This is a genomic window from Marinobacter aromaticivorans (genome assembly GCF_002806975.1).
GTDB classification, from domain to species: Bacteria; Pseudomonadota; Gammaproteobacteria; order Pseudomonadales; family Oleiphilaceae; genus Marinobacter; species Marinobacter aromaticivorans.
This window is the reverse complement of the sequence record NZ_NIHD01000002.1, coordinates 75,011-95,521: the sequence shown is the minus strand read 5'-3', so window position 1 is coordinate 95,521 and position 20,511 is coordinate 75,011. Positions and strand designations below refer to the sequence as shown.

Sequence of the window (20,511 nt, the reverse complement as noted above, 5' to 3'; positions counted from 1 at the left end):
CCTCTCTCCCGCAAAGGGAGAGAGGCTTTATATGACTCACTGGTGGTACATCCTTCATGTTAGCGTTTTTGGTTCAGCGCATATCCCAGGCTGCTCTGGTCATGTTCGTGATCAGTGTGATCGCCTTTGCCATTCAGGATGGTCTTGGTGATCCGCTCCAGGAAATGGTGGGCATGTCCGTCTCCCAGGAAGAGAGGGAAGCCCTGCGGGAAGAACTGGGGCTGAATGACCCCATGGTGGTTCAGTACCTGCGTTTTGCCGGTAAGGCCATTCAGGGCGATCTGGGCAAATCCTACTTTTATGGCAAGCCAACTTTGACCGTGATTGCTGAACACCTGCCAGCTACCCTGGAGCTGGTGATCGGTGCCAGCCTGATTATCATGTTTCTGTCGGTCCCCATCGGTGTCTATGCCGCCATCCGGCCACAGGAGTGGTTGGCCAAGTTTTTCATGGGTGTGAGCACGGTGGGGATCTCCATTCCGGTATTCCTCACGGCCATTGTTCTTATCCAGATATATTCCATAGGTGTCACCGTTGAGTGGTTCCCGGAGGATACCGGCTGGGGGCAATGGCTGAACGGAGCCTTGAGTACCGAAGGCGGTATGCCGTCATACGGTCGTGGGGAAGACCTTACATATCTTTTCGGTACATGGAATTCGGGGTTTTTCACAGAGCGCGGGTTGATGCATCTGGTGCTGCCCTGTATCTCTCTGGCATCCATCATGCTGCCACTGTTTATCCGCCTTATCCGTGCCGAGATGATGGAGGTGTTGCAGAGTGATTACATCCGTTACGCCCGGGCCAAAGGCCTGAGTGCGGCCCGCATTAACTTCCTGCACGCACTGAAGAACACCATGTTGCCGGTGATTACCGTTGGCGGGGTGCAGATTGGCATTATGGTGGCGTATACGATTCTTACGGAAACCGTGTTCCAGTGGCCCGGTGTGGGGTTAATGTTTCTGGAAGCCATCACCCGCAGCGATATTCCCCTGATCGTCGCGTACCTGATGGTTGTGGGTCTGATTTTTGTGGTGACCAACACCCTGGTAGACCTGATTTACGGGCTGGTAAACCCCACGGTTAAACTGACAGGTAAGAAAGCATGACAACAGCGACACTTTCACGCTGGGATCGCTTTCGCGAATCCTTCCTCTGGTACAGTTTCAAACGCGACAAGGTTGCAATTGCAAGCTTTGTTGTGCTGGTTCTGATGGTGCTGGCGGCAATTTTTGCGCCTTTACTGGCCCCGACGAACCCGTACGATCTGGCACAAATCAATATCATGAATTCGGAGCTGCCCCCGGTGGGCATGCAGGGCGCGGATCCGGCCTTTCCGCTGGGCACAGATGCCCAGGGCCGGGATATGCTCTCCACCATTCTTTACGGCACCCGCGTGTCCCTGCTGATCGGCTTCGGCGCCGTGGTGCTGCAGGCTGCCCTCGGCATTCTGTTCGGGCTGCTTGCGGGTTACCTGGGTGGCAGGGTGGATTCCATTCTGATGCGCATTGCCGATGTTCAGCTCTCCTTCTCCACCCTGATGGTGGCCATCATTGTAGGTGCCGTCTTCAAGGCCAGTTTTGGCAATCTGATGTTTGGTGAGATCGCCATTTACATGCTGATTTTCATTATTGGCGTTGCAGAATGGCCGCAGATTGCCCGTACCGTGCGGGCCTCGGTGCTGGCGGAGAAAAAGAAGGAATATGTGGATGCAGCCAAGGTAATGGGCTTTCGCACCAATCGCATCATGTTCCGCCACATTCTGCCCAACACGTTGTCGCCGATTTTTGTTATCGCCACTGTGCAGATTGCCAACGCAATCATTTCGGAAGCGGCCCTGTCGTTCCTGGGGCTTGGCATGCCGGAAACCCAGCCGTCGCTGGGTTCTCTGATCAAGTCCGGTTTTGACTACATTCAGAGCGGTTCCTGGTGGATAACCCTGATTCCCGGCCTGGTGCTGGTCGTGCTCGTGCTGGTCATCAACCTGTTGGGTGACTGGTTGCGGGATGTCATGAACCCACGGCTGTACAAGGGCTAAACATGAAAAACGACACGCCACTACTGGAAGTAAAGAATCTGGATGTACGGTTTGCCGTGCGCGGCGGCGATCTTACAGCCCTGCGCGGTATCAGCTTCAGCCTAGACAAGGGTGAACGATTGGGTCTGGTAGGGGAGTCTGGCGCCGGCAAATCCGTGGCGGCTTTCTCCATTCTTAACCTGATTGCGCGCCCGGGCTATATCGCCGGCGGGCAGATTCTGTTTGAAGGTCGCGATCTGGCTGCCATGGGCGAGCGCGAACTGCGCAGGATCCGGGGTAACCGCATTGCCATGATCTTCCAGGACCCGATGATGACACTGAACCCGGTGCTGAGTATTGGCACCCAGATGGTAGAAGCCCTCAAGGCGCACCGGCGGATCAGCACCAAAGCGGCGCGGGAAATAGCCCTGAGCAAGCTGCGCAAGGTACAGATCCCCTCGCCGGAAAAACGGCTTGACCAGTACCCGCACGAGTTGTCGGGCGGTATGCGCCAGCGGGTGATTATTGCTATTGCCCTGTTGCTGGACCCGGAAATTATTGTCGCCGACGAGCCCACAACGGCGCTGGATGTGACGATTCAGGCGGAAATCATGGCGCTGTTGCTGGATCTGTGTGAGCAGGAGCATGTCGCGTTGATGCTGATTACCCACGATCTTGGTGTGGTTTCCCAGGTCACCCAGCGCATGCTGGTGATGTATTCCGGCCGCATTATCGAGCAGGGGCCTACCCGGGAGATCATCAATGACGCACAGCATCCCTATACCCAGGGGTTGATCAACGCATTGCCACAGATGGGCGAGCCCGGGGCAAGGTTGTTCCAGATTCCCGGTTCCATGCCGTCCCTTAAAAACGTACCCACCGGCTGTCCTTTCCACCCGCGCTGCAAATTTGCCACCGATCAGTGCCGGCAAACCATGCCGGAGTATGTGCGCTCCGGCAACGTGGATGTGGCGTGTTACGAGGTCAGCAACCTGATTGAACAGGAGAAGCGCATGCAGGAGGCCGGGTCATGACCTCCCCACTGGTAGACATTCGCGGTCTGGAGAAACGGTTTGATCTGTCCGGCAGCCTGCTGGAACAGATCACCTTTAAAAATGGTCGCTTCCAGCGTCGCCAGGAGGCGGTTCACGCCATCAACGGTGTGGACCTTCAGGTGTACAAAGGCGAAGCGCTGTGCGTTGTGGGCGAATCCGGCTGTGGCAAGTCAACGGTTGCCCGTACCGTGATGGGTTTGTTGTCACCCAGCGCAGGAGAAGTGCATTACGATGGCCAGCGCATAGACGATCTGAAAGGCCAGCAGGTGCTGCCCTACCGCCGAAAAATGCAGATGATCTTCCAGAACCCTTACGCGTCCCTGAACCCGCGCATGACAATTCAACAAACTCTGGAGGAGCCGATTCATTTCCATCGCCCCGAGCTGTCCCGCAACGAGGTACGCAGCAAGGTTCGGGAAGTCATGGAATCCGTGGGCATAGATGCGGACTGGGGCAGCCGCTTTGGTCACGAATTTTCCGGCGGCCAGCGCCAGCGCATTGCCATCGCCCGTGCCCTGGCGGTCGATCCCGAGTTTATTGTGGCAGATGAACCCATCTCGGCACTGGACGTCTCCATTCAGGCGCAGGTGCTGAACCTGCTGATGGATGCGCAGGAAACCCGCAACCTGACGTACCTGTTCATTACCCACGATCTGGCGGTGGTTGAGCATTTCGGGACCCGGGTGGCGGTAATGTATCTCGGGCGGGTGTGCGAACTGGCGCAGACCGCAACGCTGTTTTCCGAGCCGCGCCATCCCTATACCCAGGCCTTGCTCTCCGCCATCCCCAGGCTGGAGGATGATCGCCCCAACTACATTCGCCTGCAGGGCGAGGTACCAACGCCGGTGAATCTGCCCTCCGGTTGCGTATTCCATGGCCGATGCCCCTATGCCAATGAGCGTTGCCGCCAGGAAATTCCCCGGCTGATTGCCACCGATGGCGGTAACCAGGTGGCCTGCCATGCGGTGGAAGAGGGGCGGTTGTAAGAAGGCGGCTGCAATAGGCTATGATGCGCTCAGAGAGAAGCCGCTGAAACAATCTGTGGTGTGAGGCATAAGCACCACTGCTGCAATCCGGTCAGGGGCTTCTCGGTCGATCTACGCCTGAATTTATTGCCTGTTGGCTGAGGAGCACATGGAAATACGCTGGCTGGAAGATTTTATGGCGCTGGCCCGCACGCGGCATTTTTCCCGTGCTGCTGAACTGCAGCATGTAAGTCAGCCCACGTTCAGCCGCCGCATCAAACTGCTTGAAGAGGCCATGGGCGCCACGCTGATTAACCGGCAGACCCTGCCTTTGTCCCTGACACCTGCCGGTGAACGGTTTTTTGACCTGTGCCAGCGGGTGACCCGGGATGTCCGGGACGTAAAAAGCCAGATTGCCGATATGGAAGCGGAAGAGTCAGCACGTATCAGTGTGGGCTCAACCCAGGGGTTGTTTTCCCACTTCTACCAGGGCTGGGCCAGCGAGGCAGGTATTGCTGACCGCCTGCAGCTGAATCTGAAGGCCACCAGTTGGGTGGGTGAACAGTTTCTGGATGCTCTTGATAGAGGCGAGTGCGATCTGGTGCTGTGTTACTGGCACCAGGATTTACCCTGGGGTGAGCGGCTGACCCGCGGCGAGTACGAATTTATAACACTCGCCCGGGAGAGGCTGGTGCCGGTGAGTGTGGCGGCAGAAAACGGCGAGCCCCGGTTTCCGCTGCCCGGGGCCAAAGACCAGTCTGTGCCGCTGATTGCCTATCATTCACGGGGGTTCTTGCAGTCGGCTGTTGAAGCGCATCTGGCCCGCTGCAAAGAATCCGTAAATCTTTTGCCACTGAACGAAAACACCCAGTCGGCGAGCATCAAGGCACTGGTGAAGCAGGGCTTTGGCATGGGCTGGTTGCCCAGCCGTATGACTGAAAAAAGCGAACACTTCGGCCGTCTCACGCGGGCTGGCGACGAGCGCTGGGATGTTCCTCTGGACATTCGCCTGATCCGCTTGCGGGAACCGCGTTCGGACGATCTTCTGACACTCTGGAAAACACTGGAAACACAACATGCCTGATACCGACCTTTTGACTCTTCAAGTTGATCACATGGGCATTCTGCAGCGCCGCTATGAGCAGGTTCTGGAAGAGCAGGGTTACGACAGCCTGCTGATCAGTTCCGGCGCCGCGCCCCTGCGATATGGCGATGACCAGGCCTGGCACTTCCAGGGTTACGGGCCGTTTCTGCACTGGACGGGGTTGACGGGTTTCGAGCACGCCTGGCTGCTGATCCGCAAAGGACATAAGCCCGTTTTATCGTTGCATCAGCCTGTGGATTTCTGGCATGCGAGCCTTGAACTGGCACAGGAGCCCTGGCTGGCAGAGCTTGAGGTTCGTTTCAGCGAAAGCCAGTCAACGCCTGAGGTGCCCGGTGCGGGGCGGCTGGCGGTTATTGGTGATCCACGGTTATTGGCAGGGGTGCCCGGTGAGCATAATCCCGGCGCGCTTTGCGCTGCACTGGATGAGACGCGAGTGCACAAAACGGCCTATGAAATAGCCTGCCTGGCTCAGGCCAACAAGGTGGCAGTAGCAGGTCACCGCGCGGCTCGCGATGCATTCCTGGCCGGTGCCAGTGAGTTTGAAGTCAGTCTCGCCTATCAGCGTGCAACACAACAGCGTGAGGCCGACGCGCCTTATCACAGCATTATCGGCGTAAACGAGCACGCCGGCACCTTGCACTACCAGTACTACGATACGGCAGCACCGGCCAAATCGCGCAGTTTGCTGATTGATGCCGGCGTGCGTTACCGGGGCTATTGCTCCGATGTTACCCGCACCACAGCGGGCGTTGGGGAAGGGCGCTTTGCTGCGCTGGTGCAGGGGCTGGAGCAATGGCAGTTCCGCCTCTGCGACATGGTAGCTCCGGGCGTTGATTACCTGGATATCCATCGCAAAACCCATCTGGGCATTGCAGCGTTGCTGGGCTCGGCGGGGCTTGTTAACGGCCTGAGCGACGAGGACATGGTAACGGAGGGCGTAACCCGGGCCTTCTTCCCCCACGGCATCGGGCACTTCCTTGGTGTGCAGGTTCATGATGTTGCAGGCAAACCGGTGCCCGCGCCTGCCGATGCACCTTTCCTGCGCCTGATGCGAACGCTGGAGCCTGGCATGGTGGTGACCATCGAACCCGGGCTGTACTTCATTCCGTCGCTGCTGGAGCCGGTGTTGTCCGGCCCTCTTGAGCGACACATAAACCGTTCACGGATTGACGAGTTGCAGGGATGCGGCGGCATACGCATAGAAGACAACGTGGTGGTAACAGATTCGGGGCATCGAAACCTGACCCGGGAGGCCGAGGTCTGACACATCCCGTTGCACAAAATTAACACAATACGCTTGCAATTATGGACGCTAATGACAATAATTATCAGTAACGTTAATTGTCGTCGGTGAGATTGCATTATGTATGTATGCCTTTGCCACGGAGTCACAGACAGGGACATCCGCGAAGCCTCGGAAAACGGAGTCTCTTCCATGCGCCAGCTCGGTAAAGAACTGGGTGTAGGAACCCAGTGCGGGCGCTGTGCCTCCATGGCGCGCAGCATTCTGCGCGAAAGCCGCTCGCCGGATTACCTGGCCCTTGCGAACCTGCTGGCCACCCCGGCCTGAGGCATTCCGCGTTTATTTCCTTTCCGCAATTTTGTAATGCGCCCTAACGCGCTATCCTTGAAGGGTGACGAGAGAAACATTTCGAAAGCTTTGACAGCTTACTGAACCCGAACCCATCAGCCGGTCAGGCTTTCCTCATAGAGGATCGAGCAGCCGGCTGGGATCAAGGAGTGCTGCAATGAAAGGCGACAAAAAAGTCATCCAGTATCTGAACAAGGTCCTTGCCAACGAACTGACGGCCATCAACCAGTATTTCCTGCATTCACGCATGTACAAGGATTGGGGTATTACCAAACTTGCGGCCAAGGAATACGAAGAATCCATCGACGAGATGAAACACGCCGATCAATTGATCGAACGCATCCTGTTTCTGGAAGGCCTGCCCAACCTGCAAGACCTGAACAAACTGATGATCGGCGAAAACGTTGAGGAAATGATTGCCTGCGACCTCAAAATCGAACACCTCGCCCATGTCGACCTGAAAGAAGCGATCGCTTACTGCGAAGAAGTTCAGGATTACACCAGCCGCCAGCTTTTCCGCAGTATCCTGGATAGCGAAGAAGAGCATATCGACTGGCTCGAAACCCAGCTGGATATGATTAACCAGATGGGCATCCAGAACTACATACAACTGCAATCTTCCGCTGCGGAGTGACCCCGACAATGGATCTGTCTTGCTTTAAAGCGTACGACCTGCGTGGCAAGGTGCCGGAGCAGTTAAACCCGGCCCTTGCCGAGCGCATCGGGCGCGCCTATGTGGAAATCACCGGCGCTAAAAAAGTCGTTGTCGGATACGACATCCGTCTCACCAGCCCGGAAATTACCGAAGCCCTGAGCTCCGGTCTTATGGCCGCAGGTGCCGATGTTTTTGATATCGGCCTGTGCGGCACGGAGTATGTCTACTTCGCCACCAGCCATTATAAAATGGACGGTGGCATCATGGTGACTGCCAGCCATAACCCAAGAGACCACAACGGCATGAAAATGGTCGGCCCGGAATCCCGCCCGATCAGTTCTGATAATGGCCTGAACGACATCCGTGACAGGGTGCGGGAACCGTTTGCAGACGCACCTGTACAGGGCAGGTACGAGCCTTTGGAAGTGACGGGTGCCTACATAGACCACCTGTTGGGATACGTAGATGCAGCCGCGCTGAGCCCCATGAAAATAGTGGTCAACGCCGGCAACGGCGGCGCGGGCCTGGTGATTGATGAGCTCGAAAAGCACCTGCCTTTTGAATTTATCAAAGTACACCACCAGCCGGATGGCAACTTCCCCAACGGCGTGCCCAACCCTATCCTGGAAGAAAACCGCGCTGCTACAGCCGACGCCGTTATTGAACACGGTGCCGCCATGGGCATCGCGTGGGATGGAGACTACGACCGCTGCTTCTTCTTTGACGAAAACGGGCGCTTTATCGAAGGCTACTACATCGTCGGCCTGCTGGCTGACCAGTTCCTGCGCAAGACCGGCCCCGGCAAAGTCATTCACGACCCGAGGCTTATCTGGAACACCCAGGAACTGGTCAAAGCCGCCGGTGGCGAAGCCATCGAAAGCAAAACCGGCCACGCCTTCATCAAACAGCGCATGCGCGACGAAAACGCTGTATACGGCGGTGAAATGAGCGCCCACCACTACTTCCGGGACTTCGCCTACTGCGACAGCGGCATGATCCCCTGGTTACTGATCGCCGAACGCCTGTGCCAGACCGGAAAACCCTTCTCATCCCTGATCGACGCCCGCATCGAAGCCTACCCGGCCAGCGGCGAAATCAACCGCACTATCCACAACCCGCCAAAGGTGATCGCGGCGATTGAAGAAAAATACGGCGCCGCGGCAAAAAGCGTCACCTACGTGGACGGCCTCAGCGTGGAGTTCGACAACTGGCGCTTCAACCTGCGCATGTCCAACACTGAACCCGTCGTTCGCCTGAACGTGGAGTCCCGTGCTGACATACCCTTGATGAAAGCGAAAACCGAAGAATTGCTCGCGGAAATGGAGCGGTTGAACAACCTGAAGGTATAACCTGAACCCTTTTGTCAGGCTATCTCGCAGTTGGGGCTGGTGTGGCGGTACGAGTTGCGAAAACTGTGCGGAGCCATGGATGGCGGAGCCCAAGCGTCACATGGATGTGCTGCAAGGAGCGTGTTTTCGCAACTCGTACCGCCACGCCGGCTTGCACCGAAGCCGACATAACTCAGAGCCAGTCGTTCAGCATAATCCCGAGCCCGAACCGCTCAATCCGCCGATTGTAATCAATCAGACTCTCCCCATACCCGTTGTAATACTGGAAAAACCCCTTGATCGTATCCCCGATCGGAAAGCTGTAACCAAACTCCAGCGAAGTATGATTATCCGAACGCAAATTGTTCATAAGCTTCAGCGAAAACGTCCGGTCCTCGGCACGCTTGTAGACCACATTGAGACTGCCATGCCCCAGATACCGCTCAATGTCCGCGTTATCATCCTCACTGGTCTCCGGAATCCGATACCAGGGCTCCACCACAAACAACCAGCGACCGTGCGTAAAGCCGGCACTGGCCATAACCCGGTTCCAGCTGCGCGAGCGTGGCTCTGACTGGCCATTGGACTGGTGATTAACGCCAAACTTCAAAGCCGTCAGAGACACAGCGCCCAGATTCCAGTCGGCCCGATGCCGGAGAAAAATCTCCGGTTCATAGTTTGTCTCCCGAAAGGGTGCCGATTCGTCCTGATTGTATACCTGCCAGAAAGAACGCTGCGTGTAACCAAACCAGAGAGTTGTGCGGTCATCCAGCATGCCGGTCAACAAAGGCACCTTGAAACTGATCTGGTACTTCGCCTCCTCTTTCTCCAGATCGTAATCATAACCGGTGGTGCCCAGCCTCGGGCTTGTGGGGGCGGTGTTCGGGTCGTCAGTCCAGGTTATCGGCATGAGATAAGTCGGGCGATAACCGATGAAGCTACCCGAAAACGAAAACAGTGCTTTCTCCGCCTTTAGCGAGCGGTCCACCATTTTCATCATCACGTTTTCATCAGCGCTGCCGTCTCCGGCACGCTCTGCCGCCTGTTGCCCGCTCTCCGGATCCGGTGCCAGCCCGTCAGCCATTTTGCCGGCTTCCTGCAACTGCTGGTCTGACGCCTTGTCCCTGGCTTTCGCGGGATTATTGAACGAATCGTAGCAGGCAAGGCGGGCCACTCCCTCCCGCACAAGAGCGCAGTCTTCAATGGCTTCAGCCATGCGTCGCCCTGTATCTGGCACAGATTCCTGTGCTACCGTCAAAGCAGGCCACATGAGTGCAATCAGGCACGCCCTGGGCAGCCGTGCCCTAAAAATTTTCTGCATGTTCTGTATTCCTTCAGGCTGCATGGAGGCTAATCCATGTGCTGACCATGCCGTACAGCCAAACCCCGCCAAGGGTGAGGGCCAGCAGTGAAAAAACAAGTTTATGCCGAAGCCGGTTGGACGCACTTGCTGCGATAACCCAGCGCAGGTACATAAGGCCAATAAAACTGGCGAAAACCCCGAGGCTGGCAACAGCAGGTATCAGCAGCCACGCCGGGTTGATACTATGGCCGGTGTCTGTTCGGCTTGAAAACCATCCCATGGACGCCAGCAACACTGCCAGCGAGCTGAACTCGATAATCAGAAGAGTTTTGCGCAGTGGATGAGGAGAGGGTTTTGCCGGGCTATTCATGAAACGGATCCTGGGAGTTCTGGGATAAGCTGCAACATGGTAACCGGATGGCGCTAAAGAGTCTCCACGCTTACGAAATTGCAATAAACATGGTGGAAATCAATTTATGATTTTGCTATCCGGTTTTTTTGCCGGGGTTCAGTCGCTATAATGCGGCCACCAACGATTATAACGCCTACCTAAATGCGAGGTGCATTGTGAAGATGAAGAGAGTCCTGGCTGTCGTACTGCTCGGTCTCGGCATTACTGCCGGTTCCGTTATGGCAAGTGTTGAAGACGAAATCCGTGCGCGTATCCAGCCGGTCGGCGAAGTATGCCTGCAGGGTGAACAGTGCGGCGAAGCTGCTGCTGCCACCGAAACAGCCAGCTCCTCCGGGGCCCGTTCGGGTAGCGAAGTTTATGATGCCGTGTGCATGGCCTGCCACACCACAGGCGCTGCCGGTGCACCGGTAATCGGTGATGCGGGCGCCTGGGCACCTCGTATTGATCAGGGCATGGAAACCCTGATGAACCATGCACTCAATGGCTTCAACGCCATGCCTGCGAAAGGTGGCTGTGCCAGCTGCCCAGACGAAGAAATCGAAGCTGCGGTAGAGCATATTGTGGCAGAGAGCAAATAAAGCCAAAGCTCTTGCTGTCAAAAACCCCGCGCCTGCGGGGTTTTTGCTTTCTTCAGAGCCCTAAATCACCCAGCAGAGCACTTAGTGTCGCCTTGCCTTTCTTCTGGTTGGCCTCAACGTCAAGGTCGCCTGTGCCCTCCCAGCGTATGTCGCCTTCCGGAAGTTCATCCAGAAAGCGGCTGGGAATGGTCTCGATTTTCTCGCCATACTGCCGGCGCTGGGCTGCGTAGGTCAGTGTCAGCGTCTCTTTTGCCCGGGTAATTCCCACGTACATCAGGCGCCGCTCCTCCTCAATGTTACCCTCCTCAATGCTGGAGCGGTGCGGCAGGATTTCTTCCTCCAGGCCAAGAATGAACACGTGAGGGAACTCCAGCCCCTTGGAGGCATGAAGGGTCAGCAGTTGGACCTTGTCGCTGTCGTCCTCTTCTTCGCGCTGCTCCATCATGTCCCGCAGAATCAGTTTGCTGATGGCGTCTTCAATGCTCAGCTCATCAGCAGTGCCCTTGCCGTCGTCGAGCATTCGCTGAATCGAATCCACCAGATACCAGATGTTTTCCATGCGCCGCTCCGCCTGCCTGGGCGTACCCGAGTGTTGAAGTAACCACTCTTCATACTCGATGTCCGTGAACAGTTGTTTAATCACGGGCACCGGGTTTTCACTGTGCAGGCGCTCACAGGTAAGGTCCACCCAGTGAGCAAAGCGCCTGAGCCGATCCAGGCCCTTTTCGGCGACGTGGGTTTCCGCCCCCATGTCACCCAGCGCTTTGAACAGGCTCACATTACGGGCGCGGGCGTAGTGGCTGAGTTGTTCAAGAGTGCGCGGGCCGATTTCTCGCCGCGGCACATTCACAACACGCAGGAACGCGGCATCGTCATCCGGGTTAATCAGCAGACGCAGGTAGGACATGGCGTCCTTGATCTCGTTTTTTGAGAAAAACGACTGGCCGCCGGAGATGCGGTAGGGAATCTGGAATGCCTGCAGCTTCATCTCCAGCAGGCGAGCCTGGTGATTACCCCGGTAAAGCACGGCAAAATCCCGGAAATCCAGCCCCTGTTTCAGTTTCTGATCGAGAATCTCCGTGGCCACCCGCTCGGTTTCTGCGTCTTCATTACGGCACCGCACAATGCGGATCTCATCGCCTATGGTGTGGTCGCTCCACAGGGCTTTTTCAAACACGTGAGGGTTGTTGGCGATCACCGTATTGGCGCTGCGCAGAATGCGCGATGTGGAGCGGTAATTCTGTTCCAGCTTCACAATCTTCAGGCTCGGGAAGTCTTCCTTGAGCTGGGCCAGATTTTCCGGTCGCGCCCCCCGCCAGGCGTATATCGACTGGTCGTCGTCGCCAACAACGGTAAAGGCGGCACGTTCGGCAACCAGCATTCGTACGAGCTCGTACTGGGAAATATTGGTATCCTGATACTCGTCCACCAGCATGTAGCGGATTTTCCTGCGCCATTTTGCCAGCACCTCCGGATTGTTGCGGAACAGTTGCACCGGCAGCAGAATCAGGTCGTCAAAGTCCACCGCGTTGTAGGCCTTCAGGTACTCGCTGTAATGTTTGTATACCAAGGCAATCCGTTGTTCACGTTCATCCCGGGCTTTGCTGTATGCTTCAGCCGGCCCGCGCATGGCATTCTTCCACGACGAGATGGTCATTTGCACATCGTTGAGTTCATCGCCGGCATCGGCGCTGGCTTCCCGAAGCATCAGGTCCCGTAACAGGGCTTTCGCATCCTCTGCGTCAAAAATGGAAAAACCGGGGTGGTAGCCCAGATGGGGGTGTTCTTCCCGGATTATGTTCAGCCCGAGGTTGTGAAAGGTGGAAACGATAAGCCCGCGGGTGAGCTTGCGGTCGACAATGCGGCCCACCCGCTCTTTCATTTCGCGGGCGGCTTTGTTGGTAAAGGTGACGGCGGCAATATGGCGGCCGGGAATGCCAACCTGTTCAATCAGATAGGCTATTTTCCGGGTGATAACGCTGGTTTTACCGCTGCCCGCACCGGCGAGCACCAGCAGAGGGCCATCGGTGTAGCGGACTGCTTCATTTTGTCGCGGGTTGAGCTTGTTCACAAATACAGGGCCAGAATGGATGGATACGGGTTTTTCCGGTAAGACAGTAGTCTACACCAGCCGGACTTTCTGTACCTTGTCCATCTATCAGCTATCCTTTAACCAGAATGGATTTGTTGTTCACGTACCCATGGATTCAACTTAATGACTTTGCCCCTGGAAACTGCCGCACACGACCAGCTTCGTCTTCTGGTTCTGACGCCGGATTACGCCGATTTTCTCTGGCTCAATGCGCTGCTGGCAGTTGACCCGGAGATCAGTCCGGATGCCACATGGTGCCCGGACCTGGTGGATTGCGACGACCTTGTACGGAACGCGACTTTCGATATTATTATCTGGGATTGCGTGTTCCACGGCGGTTCAGAATCCGCGTTCCTGCAGTATCTGGCGGTTGCCGGCGATGGCCGTCCGGTACTGGCACTCAGTGCTGAAGCGCCTGATGAACGCGCACCGGAGTTGCTTTCCAGTGGTGCGGCAGATTATCTGAGCCGGCAGGAGCTTGATCACTGGCAGTTTTGTCGGGCAGTGAAGGGTCTCTGGTACCGTGAGCAGTTGGCCAACTCTGCACACCGCCAGCTGGGCCGTGGCGTGGCAAGTGGCTTTATCAACCGGGATCTGTTTTTCGACAGGCTGCAACAGGCATTGCTTAGGGCACAACGAGGCGGCCACCGCCTGGCCCTGCTGCACCTGAACATCGATGACTTTCGCAGCATCAATGAGTCCTTTGGTTACCAGAAAAGTGACCAGCTGATGATCAAGGTGGCCTCCCGGGTGCGGCAAGGCCTGCGCCGGGTGGATTCTCTGATGCGAATCGGCGGAGACGAGCTGGCGATTATCGTTGAGAAAATCGAAGACTCTCTGGATATCACCCAGGTCATTCGCAAGGTTGTCAACGCACTGGACGAGCCGGTTATCATGGATGGCCAGAGCGTGGTTGTCAGTGCCAGCCTTGGCGTGGCCACGTATCCGGAGGCCGGAGACTGCCCGGAAAATCTGATGCGTCGTGCCAACCGGGCAATGTTTGAGGCCAAGCGGGACCCGGGCACCAGTTATCGTTTCTACGATCGGCAACTGCACATTTCTGCCGGTTACCAGCTCAGGCTGGAGGGAGACCTGCGAAACGCGCTCAGGGGTCGGGAGCTTGAGCTGTATTACCAGCCAAGGATTGATCTTGCCAGTAATGAAGTGCGTGGTGTGGAATGCCTGTTACGCTGGAATCACCCGAAGCGTGGCCTGGTGGGGCCGGACGAGTTCATACCGGTAGCCGAGCGCAGCGGCCTGATTGTGCCCATCGGCTACTGGGTAATAGAGCAAGCCTGCAAACGCCTTAAGGAAGCGGCCGAGCTCGGGTTCCCCGGGCTGGTATTTGCGGTCAACCTGTCGTTCCGGCAGTTCCACGACCGTAAAATGACCGAAACCATCTTTCGCATTATCTTCAACGCCAATGTGGACACCAGCCTGCTGGAGCTGGAGCTGACCGAAAGCGCCATGATGCACGACCCGGAATACGCCCAGCGCTGTCTGCGGGAACTGAATCAACTGGGTATCAGTTTTGCACTGGATGATTTTGGCACCGGTTTTTCCTCCCTCAGCAATCTTCAGCACCTGCCGATCTCGCTGGTTAAAATCGACAAATCGTTTGTGCAGGATCTGGGGCAATCCGCAGATGCGGAGCATATTATCCGGGCGATTATCAGCCTCGCCCACAGCCTCCAGATCAGCGTGGTGGCCGAGGGTGTAGAAACCGAGGGCCAGCTGGAATTTCTGCGCCAGCAGCACTGTGATGAAATCCAGGGCTACTATTATGCCCGCCCCATGCCCTGGGCCGATCTTGTGCAATTCCTGAACGAGCGTGACCAGTCCGCTTGCCTGCAACTTTAAGCCACTGTACCTTTGCTGCTTTATCAGAAACGCATCACAGAGGTTGCATGAACAGTATCTCCAGGCGCATCGCCGACGAACTCGGCGTACGCGAGCAACAGGTTAATGCCACCATCGCCCTGCTGGACGAAGGTTCCACCGTTCCATTTATTGCCCGGTACCGGAAAGAGGTGACCGGCTCCCTGGACGACAGCCAGCTGCGCACCCTTGAGGAGCGCCTGCGTTATCTCCGGGAGCTGGAGGATCGCCGCAGTACCATCCTCAAAAGCATTGAGGAGCAGGGCAAGCTGACGGACGAACTGCGAGCCAGTATTGCCGACGCCGAAACCAAGAACCGCCTGGAAGATCTTTACCTCCCCTACAAGCCCAAGCGCCGCACCAAAGCCCAGATTGCCCGGGAAGCGGGCCTGGAGCCATTGGCTGACGCCTTGTATGGCGACCCGACCCTGGAGCCGGAGGCTACGGCACAAACCTACGTAAACGCGGATGCCGGTGTTGCTGACACCAAAGCTGCGCTTGAGGGTGCCCGTTATATCCTGATGGAACGCTTCGCGGAAGATGCAGAACTTCTGGGTGAGCTGCGCGACTTCATCTGGCAGCAAGGGCAGTTGAAGGTCAGCGTGATTGAGGGCAAGGAGAACGAAGGCGCCAAGTTCCGGGATTACTTTGAGCACACAGAGCCCCTGAAGAAAGTGCCTTCCCATCGGGCCCTGGCCATTCTTCGCGGTCGCAATGAAGGCATTCTTGCCTACACACTGGTTGTGGGGGATGCGGATGATGACCGTCGCCAGCCTCACCCCGCAGAACAGCGCATTGCCGCACGCTTTCATATCCGTGACAAGGGTCGTGCCGCGGACAAGTGGCTGTCAGAAGTGGTGCGCTGGACCTGGCGGGTAAAGCTTTCCACCCAGATTGAAACCGATCTGATGGCGCAGGTGCGTGAAGCTGCCGAAGCCGAAGCCATAAACGTGTTTGCGGCCAACCTCAAGGATCTGCTGTTGCTGGCACCCGCCGGGCCGCGCCCGACTCTCGGGCTGGACCCCGGTTTGCGTACGGGTGTAAAAGTCGCGGTTATTGACGGAACCGGGCAGGTGGTCGGGCATGGGGCTATTTACCCCCACGCGCCCAAAAACCAGTGGGACCGCTCTATTGAACAGCTTGCGGCCTGGTGCCGTGAACACCGGATTGAATTGATTGCCATAGGTAATGGAACAGCATCCCGTGAGACCGAAAAGCTGGTAGGAGATCTCTGCAAACGTTATCCGGAGCTCAAGCTGGCCCGGATTGTTGTGAACGAGTCCGGCGCATCCATCTATTCCGCGTCCGAATTTGCCTCCAAAGAGTTACCGGATCTGGACGTGACCATTCGCGGTGCTGTGTCTATTGCCCGCCGGTTACAGGATCCACTGGCCGAGCTGGTGAAGATTGAGCCAAAATCCATTGGTGTTGGTCAGTACCAGCACGACGTATCCCAGGTTCAGCTCTCCCGCAGCCTGGATGCGGTGGTGGAAGATTGTGTTAACGGTGTCGGTGTAGACCTGAATACGGCGTCAGCGCCTCTTTTATCAAGAGTGTCTGGCCTGAACCAGAGCATTGCCCAGAACATCGTCGAATTCCGCAACCAGAACGGCATGTTCCGTAATCGCAAACAGCTGTTGAAAGTGTCCCGGCTGGGCGAGCGCACCTTTGAACAGGCGGCGGGCTTCCTGCGCATTGCCGGTGGTGAAAATGCCCTGGACCGGTCATCTGTGCATCCGGAAGCGTACGGCGTGGTGGAAGCCATTGCTGCCAGGAACAATCGCAAGGTTGACGATATTATCGGTGATGCGACGTTCCTGCGTGGTCTGAATCCCCAGGATTACGTAACAGAACAGTTCGGTGTGCCAACCATCAGGGATATCCTCTCGGAGCTGGAGAAGCCTGGTCGTGATCCGCGCCCCGAGTTCCGGTTTGCGAGTTTTGAGGAAGGTGTGGAAACCCTCAGTGACCTGGAGCCTGGTATGACTCTGGAGGGCTCTGTGACCAATGTCACCAATTTCGGGGCGTTTGTGGACATCGGCGTGCACCAGGACGGGCTGGTGCATATTTCCGCGCTGTCCCATACCTTTGTGAAAGACCCGCGCGAGGTGGTAAAAGCCGGGGATATTGTAAAGGTAAAAGTGATGGAGGTGGATATCCCCCGCAAACGAATTGCACTGTCGATGCGGCTGGATGATCAGCCTGGCGGGAAAAGCGATTCCAGGCGCCCGGGCTCGGGGCGTGCGGCGGGAGGCTCGAATGCCGGCAGCCGCAGCAGTGGGCAGGGGGCGGACAAACCCTCATCCCGGCGCCAGAGCAAGGGCGCGGATCAGGGCGCCATGGCAGGAGCGCTGGCACAGGCGTTCGCATCGGCCCGTAAGGACAAGCGTTAAGCGCTTTCAACTATTTCCAACAACCGGCGCAGGCCCACAAGGCGCAGCCGGTTGCAGCAGGAGTCAATCATGGCCGAATCCCGGCATTCTGTTTTTCGTCAGTTCGCCGCCAGCGACTGGGGCGGGTTTCTCAAAGGAGTCGAGAAAGAAGGTTTGCGCGTTGACCGTAACGGCTTTATTGCACAAACGCCGCATCCGGAGGCCCTGGGCTCCGCACTTACGCATCCGTCAATCACAACGGACTATTCCGAGGCTTTGCTCGAGCTGATAACCCCAGTGTGCAGCAGCACAGCGGAGATGCTTGAGTCTCTGCGCAACATCCATCGCTTCGTGCAGCAGAACCTGGGCGACGAGGTTTTCTGGCCGGCGAGCATGCCTTGTGAGCTGGATGGCGACGCCAGTATCCCCATCGCCCAATACGGCACCTCCAACACCGGGCGGCTAAAGCATGTGTACCGCCAGGGGCTGGCGGTGCGATATGGCCGCATGATGCAAAGCATAGCCGGCACTCACTACAACCTGTCGCTACCGGACAGTTTCTGGGAAATCTGGAAAAGCGCGCTCGGCGACCAGCAGAGCATGAAGGATTTCAAGTCGGACCAGTATTTCTGGCTGATTCGCAACTTCCGTCGCAGAAGCTGGTTGCTGATGCTGCTGTTCGGCGCCTCGCCGGCCCTGGATGCGAGTTTTGTTGAGGGTGTGCGTCACGAACTTACCCGTTTTGATGCGCGTAGCTGGTTTGGTGAGCATGCCACCTCGTTGCGCATGGGTGATCTGGGTTATCACAACAATGCCCAGTCCTCGTTGAATATCTGTTTCAACAAACTCAGTACCTACACCCAGACGCTGGACCGCGCCATTCATACCAACTGGCCCGCGTATGAGGCTATTGGCACGAAGCGTAATGGCGAGTTTATCCAGATCAACACCAACGTGCTGCAGATAGAAAACGAGTATTACAGCGCAATCCGTCCCAAACGCACCACCCAGATCGGCGAGAAGCCGATTCACGCGCTGGAATCCCGTGGTGTGGAATACATCGAGGTGCGCTGCCTGGATCTGGATCCTTTCTCCCCGGTCGGTGTCAGCGAAGCCCAGGTGGACTTCCTTGATCTCTTCCTGCTGGATTGTTTGCTGTCAGAGTCGCCACGAATCGACGATGCGGAGTGCAGTATGCTGGATGACAACTACAAGGATGTTGTCGCCAGGGGGCGCAATCGCGAGCTTGAACTTTGCCAGGGCGGCAAGCGTACGCCCGTTGCAGACGCCGCCAGGGCAATACTGGACCGCCTTGAGCCGCTGGCAGAAGTGTTGGATGGTTTTAATGGGGGTGAGGTTTACCGTAACGCCCTGTCCGTGCAGCAAAGCGTGCTTTCCGGAGACAGCCAGGTGCCCTCGGCGCGGGTGATCCAGGCCATGCAGGCTTCCGGGCAGGGGCATCGGGACTGGGGCATGGAGATGGCGCTGCAGCACCAGAATGTGCTCCGCTATGAGGGTCTGGCCCCGGAGGTGCAGGCAGCCTTTGCCGCGGCGAGCAGGGAATCTCTGGCAGAACAGGAACGGATTGAGGCCTCGGACACCCTGGCATTCAGTGATTTTCTCGAACGATACCTGCGTTCCTGAAGAGCGCAGGTCTGTCCGCTTGCTGCACCGGCTTGTTCAGTTAACAATCGTTGCGGGCCTGCTTCACAGAAGGTGAACAAAAATTTGTTACTTTCTGATGCCGGTGTTAACTTCTGTTACATCGGGAAAGGAGAGGTGACATGGCCAGGGATATGAAACTCGGCTGGGACGTTGAAACGCTGAACAAAGCCTATCGCCAGGGTTATATGGCGGCTTCCATGGGTATGGATAAAACCCGTTGCCCCTATCGTGGTGAGGTGGTCGTGGCAGCCTGGGAAGCGGGCTGGGATGATGCAGAGGAAGCTGTCCGGGAAGAAGCCGCCGCGCGGAATGACCGGGGTGATGACCTGTTTTCCCGGATTGCCTGAAGTCTCCGGTCTCTGAGCCGCTTTTCGTTACTTTTGTACCACGAACTCCGTAAACAGCACGCCGGTAATGGCTTCGCCGGTGTGCTGTTCTTCCAGCACCCCGTTTATTCTTGATTTCGCTTCCTCCCGAAGCGCCTGCTGGCCATCCATAGTGGTCAGCTTGTCTGTATCTGTCTGCTCACCAAACAGCATTACAAGTTCGTGGCGCAGCCTTGGCATGTGGGCATCCACGGCGGCTCGTGTGGACTTCTGCGAGGCACGAAGGCTGACTGAAGCTTTCAGATAGGTAAGTTTGCCACCAGGGCCGCCCACATGGGTCACGAATGCCGGATCCATGGCGATGTAGTCCGTGAACCCGGATTTCTCTGTTACTTCCTCATCGGGAGCTTCTTCCGCCCAGCCGGCAGGGGCCAGTGCAAACAGCAGTATAAGACCGAACAAAGCAAATTTTGGCTGATGTGTCATATGCTTGCAGTTAGTGATGGTTTAGGGTTTAGTGACGAAATCAGCAGCGTGCCTGCCGAATAAAACGAGAATAGCAGGCCCGGCAACGCATTTGGGGAAAACCGAGGTAACTTTGTGAAAGCAAGAGTAATTTTTGCCTGCATATTTGTGGTCTGCGCGGCTTTGCTGGGTGTGGCTTTTTATATGGAGCATGTAATGGGGCTTGAACCCTGCCCTTTGTGCTGGCTTCAGCGCTTTGGCTTTATGGGCGTAGGCCTTATCAGTCTTCTGGCGGCTTTGCATGGCCCGGGAGACCTGGGGTTACGGCTTTACGGTTTGCTGCTGATGGTCACGGCGGGGGCCGGGCTGGGCATGGCGGGTCGCCAGCTCTGGCTACAGAGCCTGCCGGCTGACCAGGTGCCTGCCTGCGGCCCCTCGGTGGATTATATGCTCGAGGTGTTGCCTTTATCCGAAGTGCTGGCGACTGCGCTCAAAGGCACCGGGGACTGTGCGGCGGTGGTCTGGCGCTTTCTTGGTTTGAGTATCCCGGGCTGGAGTGCTGTCTTTTTCGCTGTCCTGGTTGTTCTTGGGCTCACCATGCTTTTCCACCGGGGCAGGCCGAAAAGCTGGATAGCGGGCTGAAACGGTTGCGACAGGCAGTCGGCTTGGGGTAACTTGATCTGGAATTAATAAGTATCAGCATCGGG

At 56.9% G+C, this 20,511-nt stretch carries 19 protein-coding genes; 15 read left to right on the top strand and 4 right to left on the bottom strand.

Annotation, left to right across the window (positions count from 1 at the left end; genetic code table 11):
- Positions 1 to 56 precede the first annotated feature (56 nt).
- The 9 genes from CDH48_RS03255 to CDH48_RS03215 all read left to right on the top strand — a co-directional run bounded on the left by CDH48_RS03255 (position 57) and on the right by CDH48_RS03215 (position 8,734).
- A complete protein-coding gene (locus CDH48_RS03255; protein ID WP_100687301.1) occupies positions 57 to 1,106 on the top strand; it encodes an ABC transporter permease in 1,050 nt (349 codons plus the stop codon).
- Positions 1,103 to 2,035 carry an ABC transporter permease gene (locus CDH48_RS03250; RefSeq protein ID WP_100687300.1) on the top strand — a complete coding sequence of 311 codons (933 nt, stop codon included), beginning with the start codon at positions 1,103 to 1,105 and terminating at the stop codon, positions 2,033 to 2,035. Before CDH48_RS03255 ends, CDH48_RS03250 begins: the two co-directional genes overlap by 4 nt.
- Positions 2,036 to 2,037: 2 nt before the next feature.
- Entirely contained in the window at positions 2,038 to 3,048 is a 1,011-nt protein-coding gene (locus tag CDH48_RS03245; RefSeq protein ID WP_100687299.1) for an ABC transporter ATP-binding protein, read from the top strand.
- Positions 3,045 to 4,055 (top strand): ABC transporter ATP-binding protein, encoded by a 1,011-nt coding sequence (locus CDH48_RS03240; RefSeq protein ID WP_100687298.1) that lies wholly within the window; start codon positions 3,045 to 3,047, stop codon positions 4,053 to 4,055. Before CDH48_RS03245 ends, CDH48_RS03240 begins: the two co-directional genes overlap by 4 nt.
- 148 nt (positions 4,056 to 4,203) lie before the next feature.
- Positions 4,204 to 5,118: a LysR family transcriptional regulator gene (locus tag CDH48_RS03235; RefSeq protein WP_100687297.1), complete on the top strand. Its 915-nt coding sequence runs from the start codon at positions 4,204 to 4,206 to the stop codon at positions 5,116 to 5,118.
- On the top strand, positions 5,111 to 6,403 hold the full coding sequence (pepQ, locus tag CDH48_RS03230; RefSeq protein ID WP_100687296.1) for a Xaa-Pro dipeptidase: 1,293 nt from the start codon (positions 5,111 to 5,113) through the stop codon (positions 6,401 to 6,403). The genes CDH48_RS03235 and pepQ overlap by 8 nt, the downstream gene beginning before the upstream one ends.
- Before the next feature lie 99 nt (positions 6,404 to 6,502).
- Positions 6,503 to 6,709, top strand: coding sequence for a bacterioferritin-associated ferredoxin (locus tag CDH48_RS03225; RefSeq protein WP_100687295.1), 207 nt, complete (start codon positions 6,503 to 6,505; stop codon positions 6,707 to 6,709).
- Between the two features lie 178 nt (positions 6,710 to 6,887).
- The gene (gene bfr / locus CDH48_RS03220) at positions 6,888 to 7,364 is read left to right on the top strand and encodes a bacterioferritin (protein WP_100687294.1); all 477 of its coding nucleotides are present in this window, start codon (positions 6,888 to 6,890) and stop codon (positions 7,362 to 7,364) included.
- 8 nt (positions 7,365 to 7,372) lie between these two features.
- Positions 7,373 to 8,734, top strand: coding sequence for a phosphohexomutase domain-containing protein (locus tag CDH48_RS03215; RefSeq protein WP_100687293.1), 1,362 nt, complete (start codon positions 7,373 to 7,375; stop codon positions 8,732 to 8,734).
- Positions 8,735 to 8,906: 172 nt separating this feature from the next.
- On the opposite strand, the gene CDH48_RS03210 is transcribed toward CDH48_RS03215, so the two are convergent.
- Positions 8,907 to 10,034, bottom strand: coding sequence for a phospholipase A (locus CDH48_RS03210; RefSeq protein ID WP_188437673.1), 1,128 nt, complete (start codon positions 10,032 to 10,034; stop codon positions 8,907 to 8,909).
- Positions 10,035 to 10,047: 13 nt separating this feature from the next.
- Complete coding sequence (locus tag CDH48_RS03205) at positions 10,048 to 10,386, bottom strand: hypothetical protein (protein WP_100687292.1); 339 nt, start codon at positions 10,384 to 10,386, stop codon at positions 10,048 to 10,050.
- 203 nt (positions 10,387 to 10,589) lie between these two features.
- Here CDH48_RS03205 and CDH48_RS03200 point away from each other — a divergent pair, with 203 nt between their 5' ends.
- Positions 10,590 to 11,006 carry a c-type cytochrome gene (locus CDH48_RS03200; protein WP_100687291.1) on the top strand — a complete coding sequence of 139 codons (417 nt, stop codon included), beginning with the start codon at positions 10,590 to 10,592 and terminating at the stop codon, positions 11,004 to 11,006.
- Between the two features lie 52 nt (positions 11,007 to 11,058).
- Here the strand turns inward: CDH48_RS03200 and rep are convergent, their stop codons facing one another.
- On the bottom strand, positions 11,059 to 13,077 hold the full coding sequence (rep, locus tag CDH48_RS03195; RefSeq protein WP_100687290.1) for a DNA helicase Rep: 2,019 nt from the start codon (positions 13,075 to 13,077) through the stop codon (positions 11,059 to 11,061).
- Positions 13,078 to 13,221: 144 nt separating this feature from the next.
- Here rep and CDH48_RS03190 point away from each other — a divergent pair, with 144 nt between their 5' ends.
- The 4 genes from CDH48_RS03190 to rmf all read left to right on the top strand — a co-directional run bounded on the left by CDH48_RS03190 (position 13,222) and on the right by rmf (position 19,360).
- Entirely contained in the window at positions 13,222 to 14,958 is a 1,737-nt protein-coding gene (locus CDH48_RS03190; protein ID WP_100687289.1) for a putative bifunctional diguanylate cyclase/phosphodiesterase, read from the top strand.
- 47 nt (positions 14,959 to 15,005) lie between these two features.
- The gene (locus tag CDH48_RS03185; RefSeq protein WP_100687288.1) at positions 15,006 to 17,369 is read left to right on the top strand and encodes a Tex family protein; all 2,364 of its coding nucleotides are present in this window, start codon (positions 15,006 to 15,008) and stop codon (positions 17,367 to 17,369) included.
- 69 nt (positions 17,370 to 17,438) lie between these two features.
- Entirely contained in the window at positions 17,439 to 18,992 is a 1,554-nt protein-coding gene (gene gshA, locus CDH48_RS03180) for a glutamate--cysteine ligase (RefSeq protein ID WP_100687287.1), read from the top strand.
- Positions 18,993 to 19,132: 140 nt separating this feature from the next.
- A complete protein-coding gene (gene rmf / locus CDH48_RS03175; RefSeq protein WP_100687286.1) occupies positions 19,133 to 19,360 on the top strand; it encodes a ribosome modulation factor in 228 nt (75 codons plus the stop codon).
- A 27-nt stretch (positions 19,361 to 19,387) separates the two neighbouring features.
- On the opposite strand, the gene CDH48_RS03170 is transcribed toward rmf, so the two are convergent.
- The gene (locus CDH48_RS03170) at positions 19,388 to 19,825 is read right to left on the bottom strand and encodes a flagellar basal body-associated FliL family protein (RefSeq protein WP_100687285.1); all 438 of its coding nucleotides are present in this window, start codon (positions 19,823 to 19,825) and stop codon (positions 19,388 to 19,390) included.
- Between the two features lie 114 nt (positions 19,826 to 19,939).
- On the opposite strand from CDH48_RS03170, the gene CDH48_RS03165 reads away from it, so the two are divergent.
- Positions 19,940 to 20,446 (top strand): disulfide bond formation protein B, encoded by a 507-nt coding sequence (locus CDH48_RS03165; RefSeq protein ID WP_100687284.1) that lies wholly within the window; start codon positions 19,940 to 19,942, stop codon positions 20,444 to 20,446.
- The last annotated feature ends 65 nt before the right edge of the window (positions 20,447 to 20,511 follow it).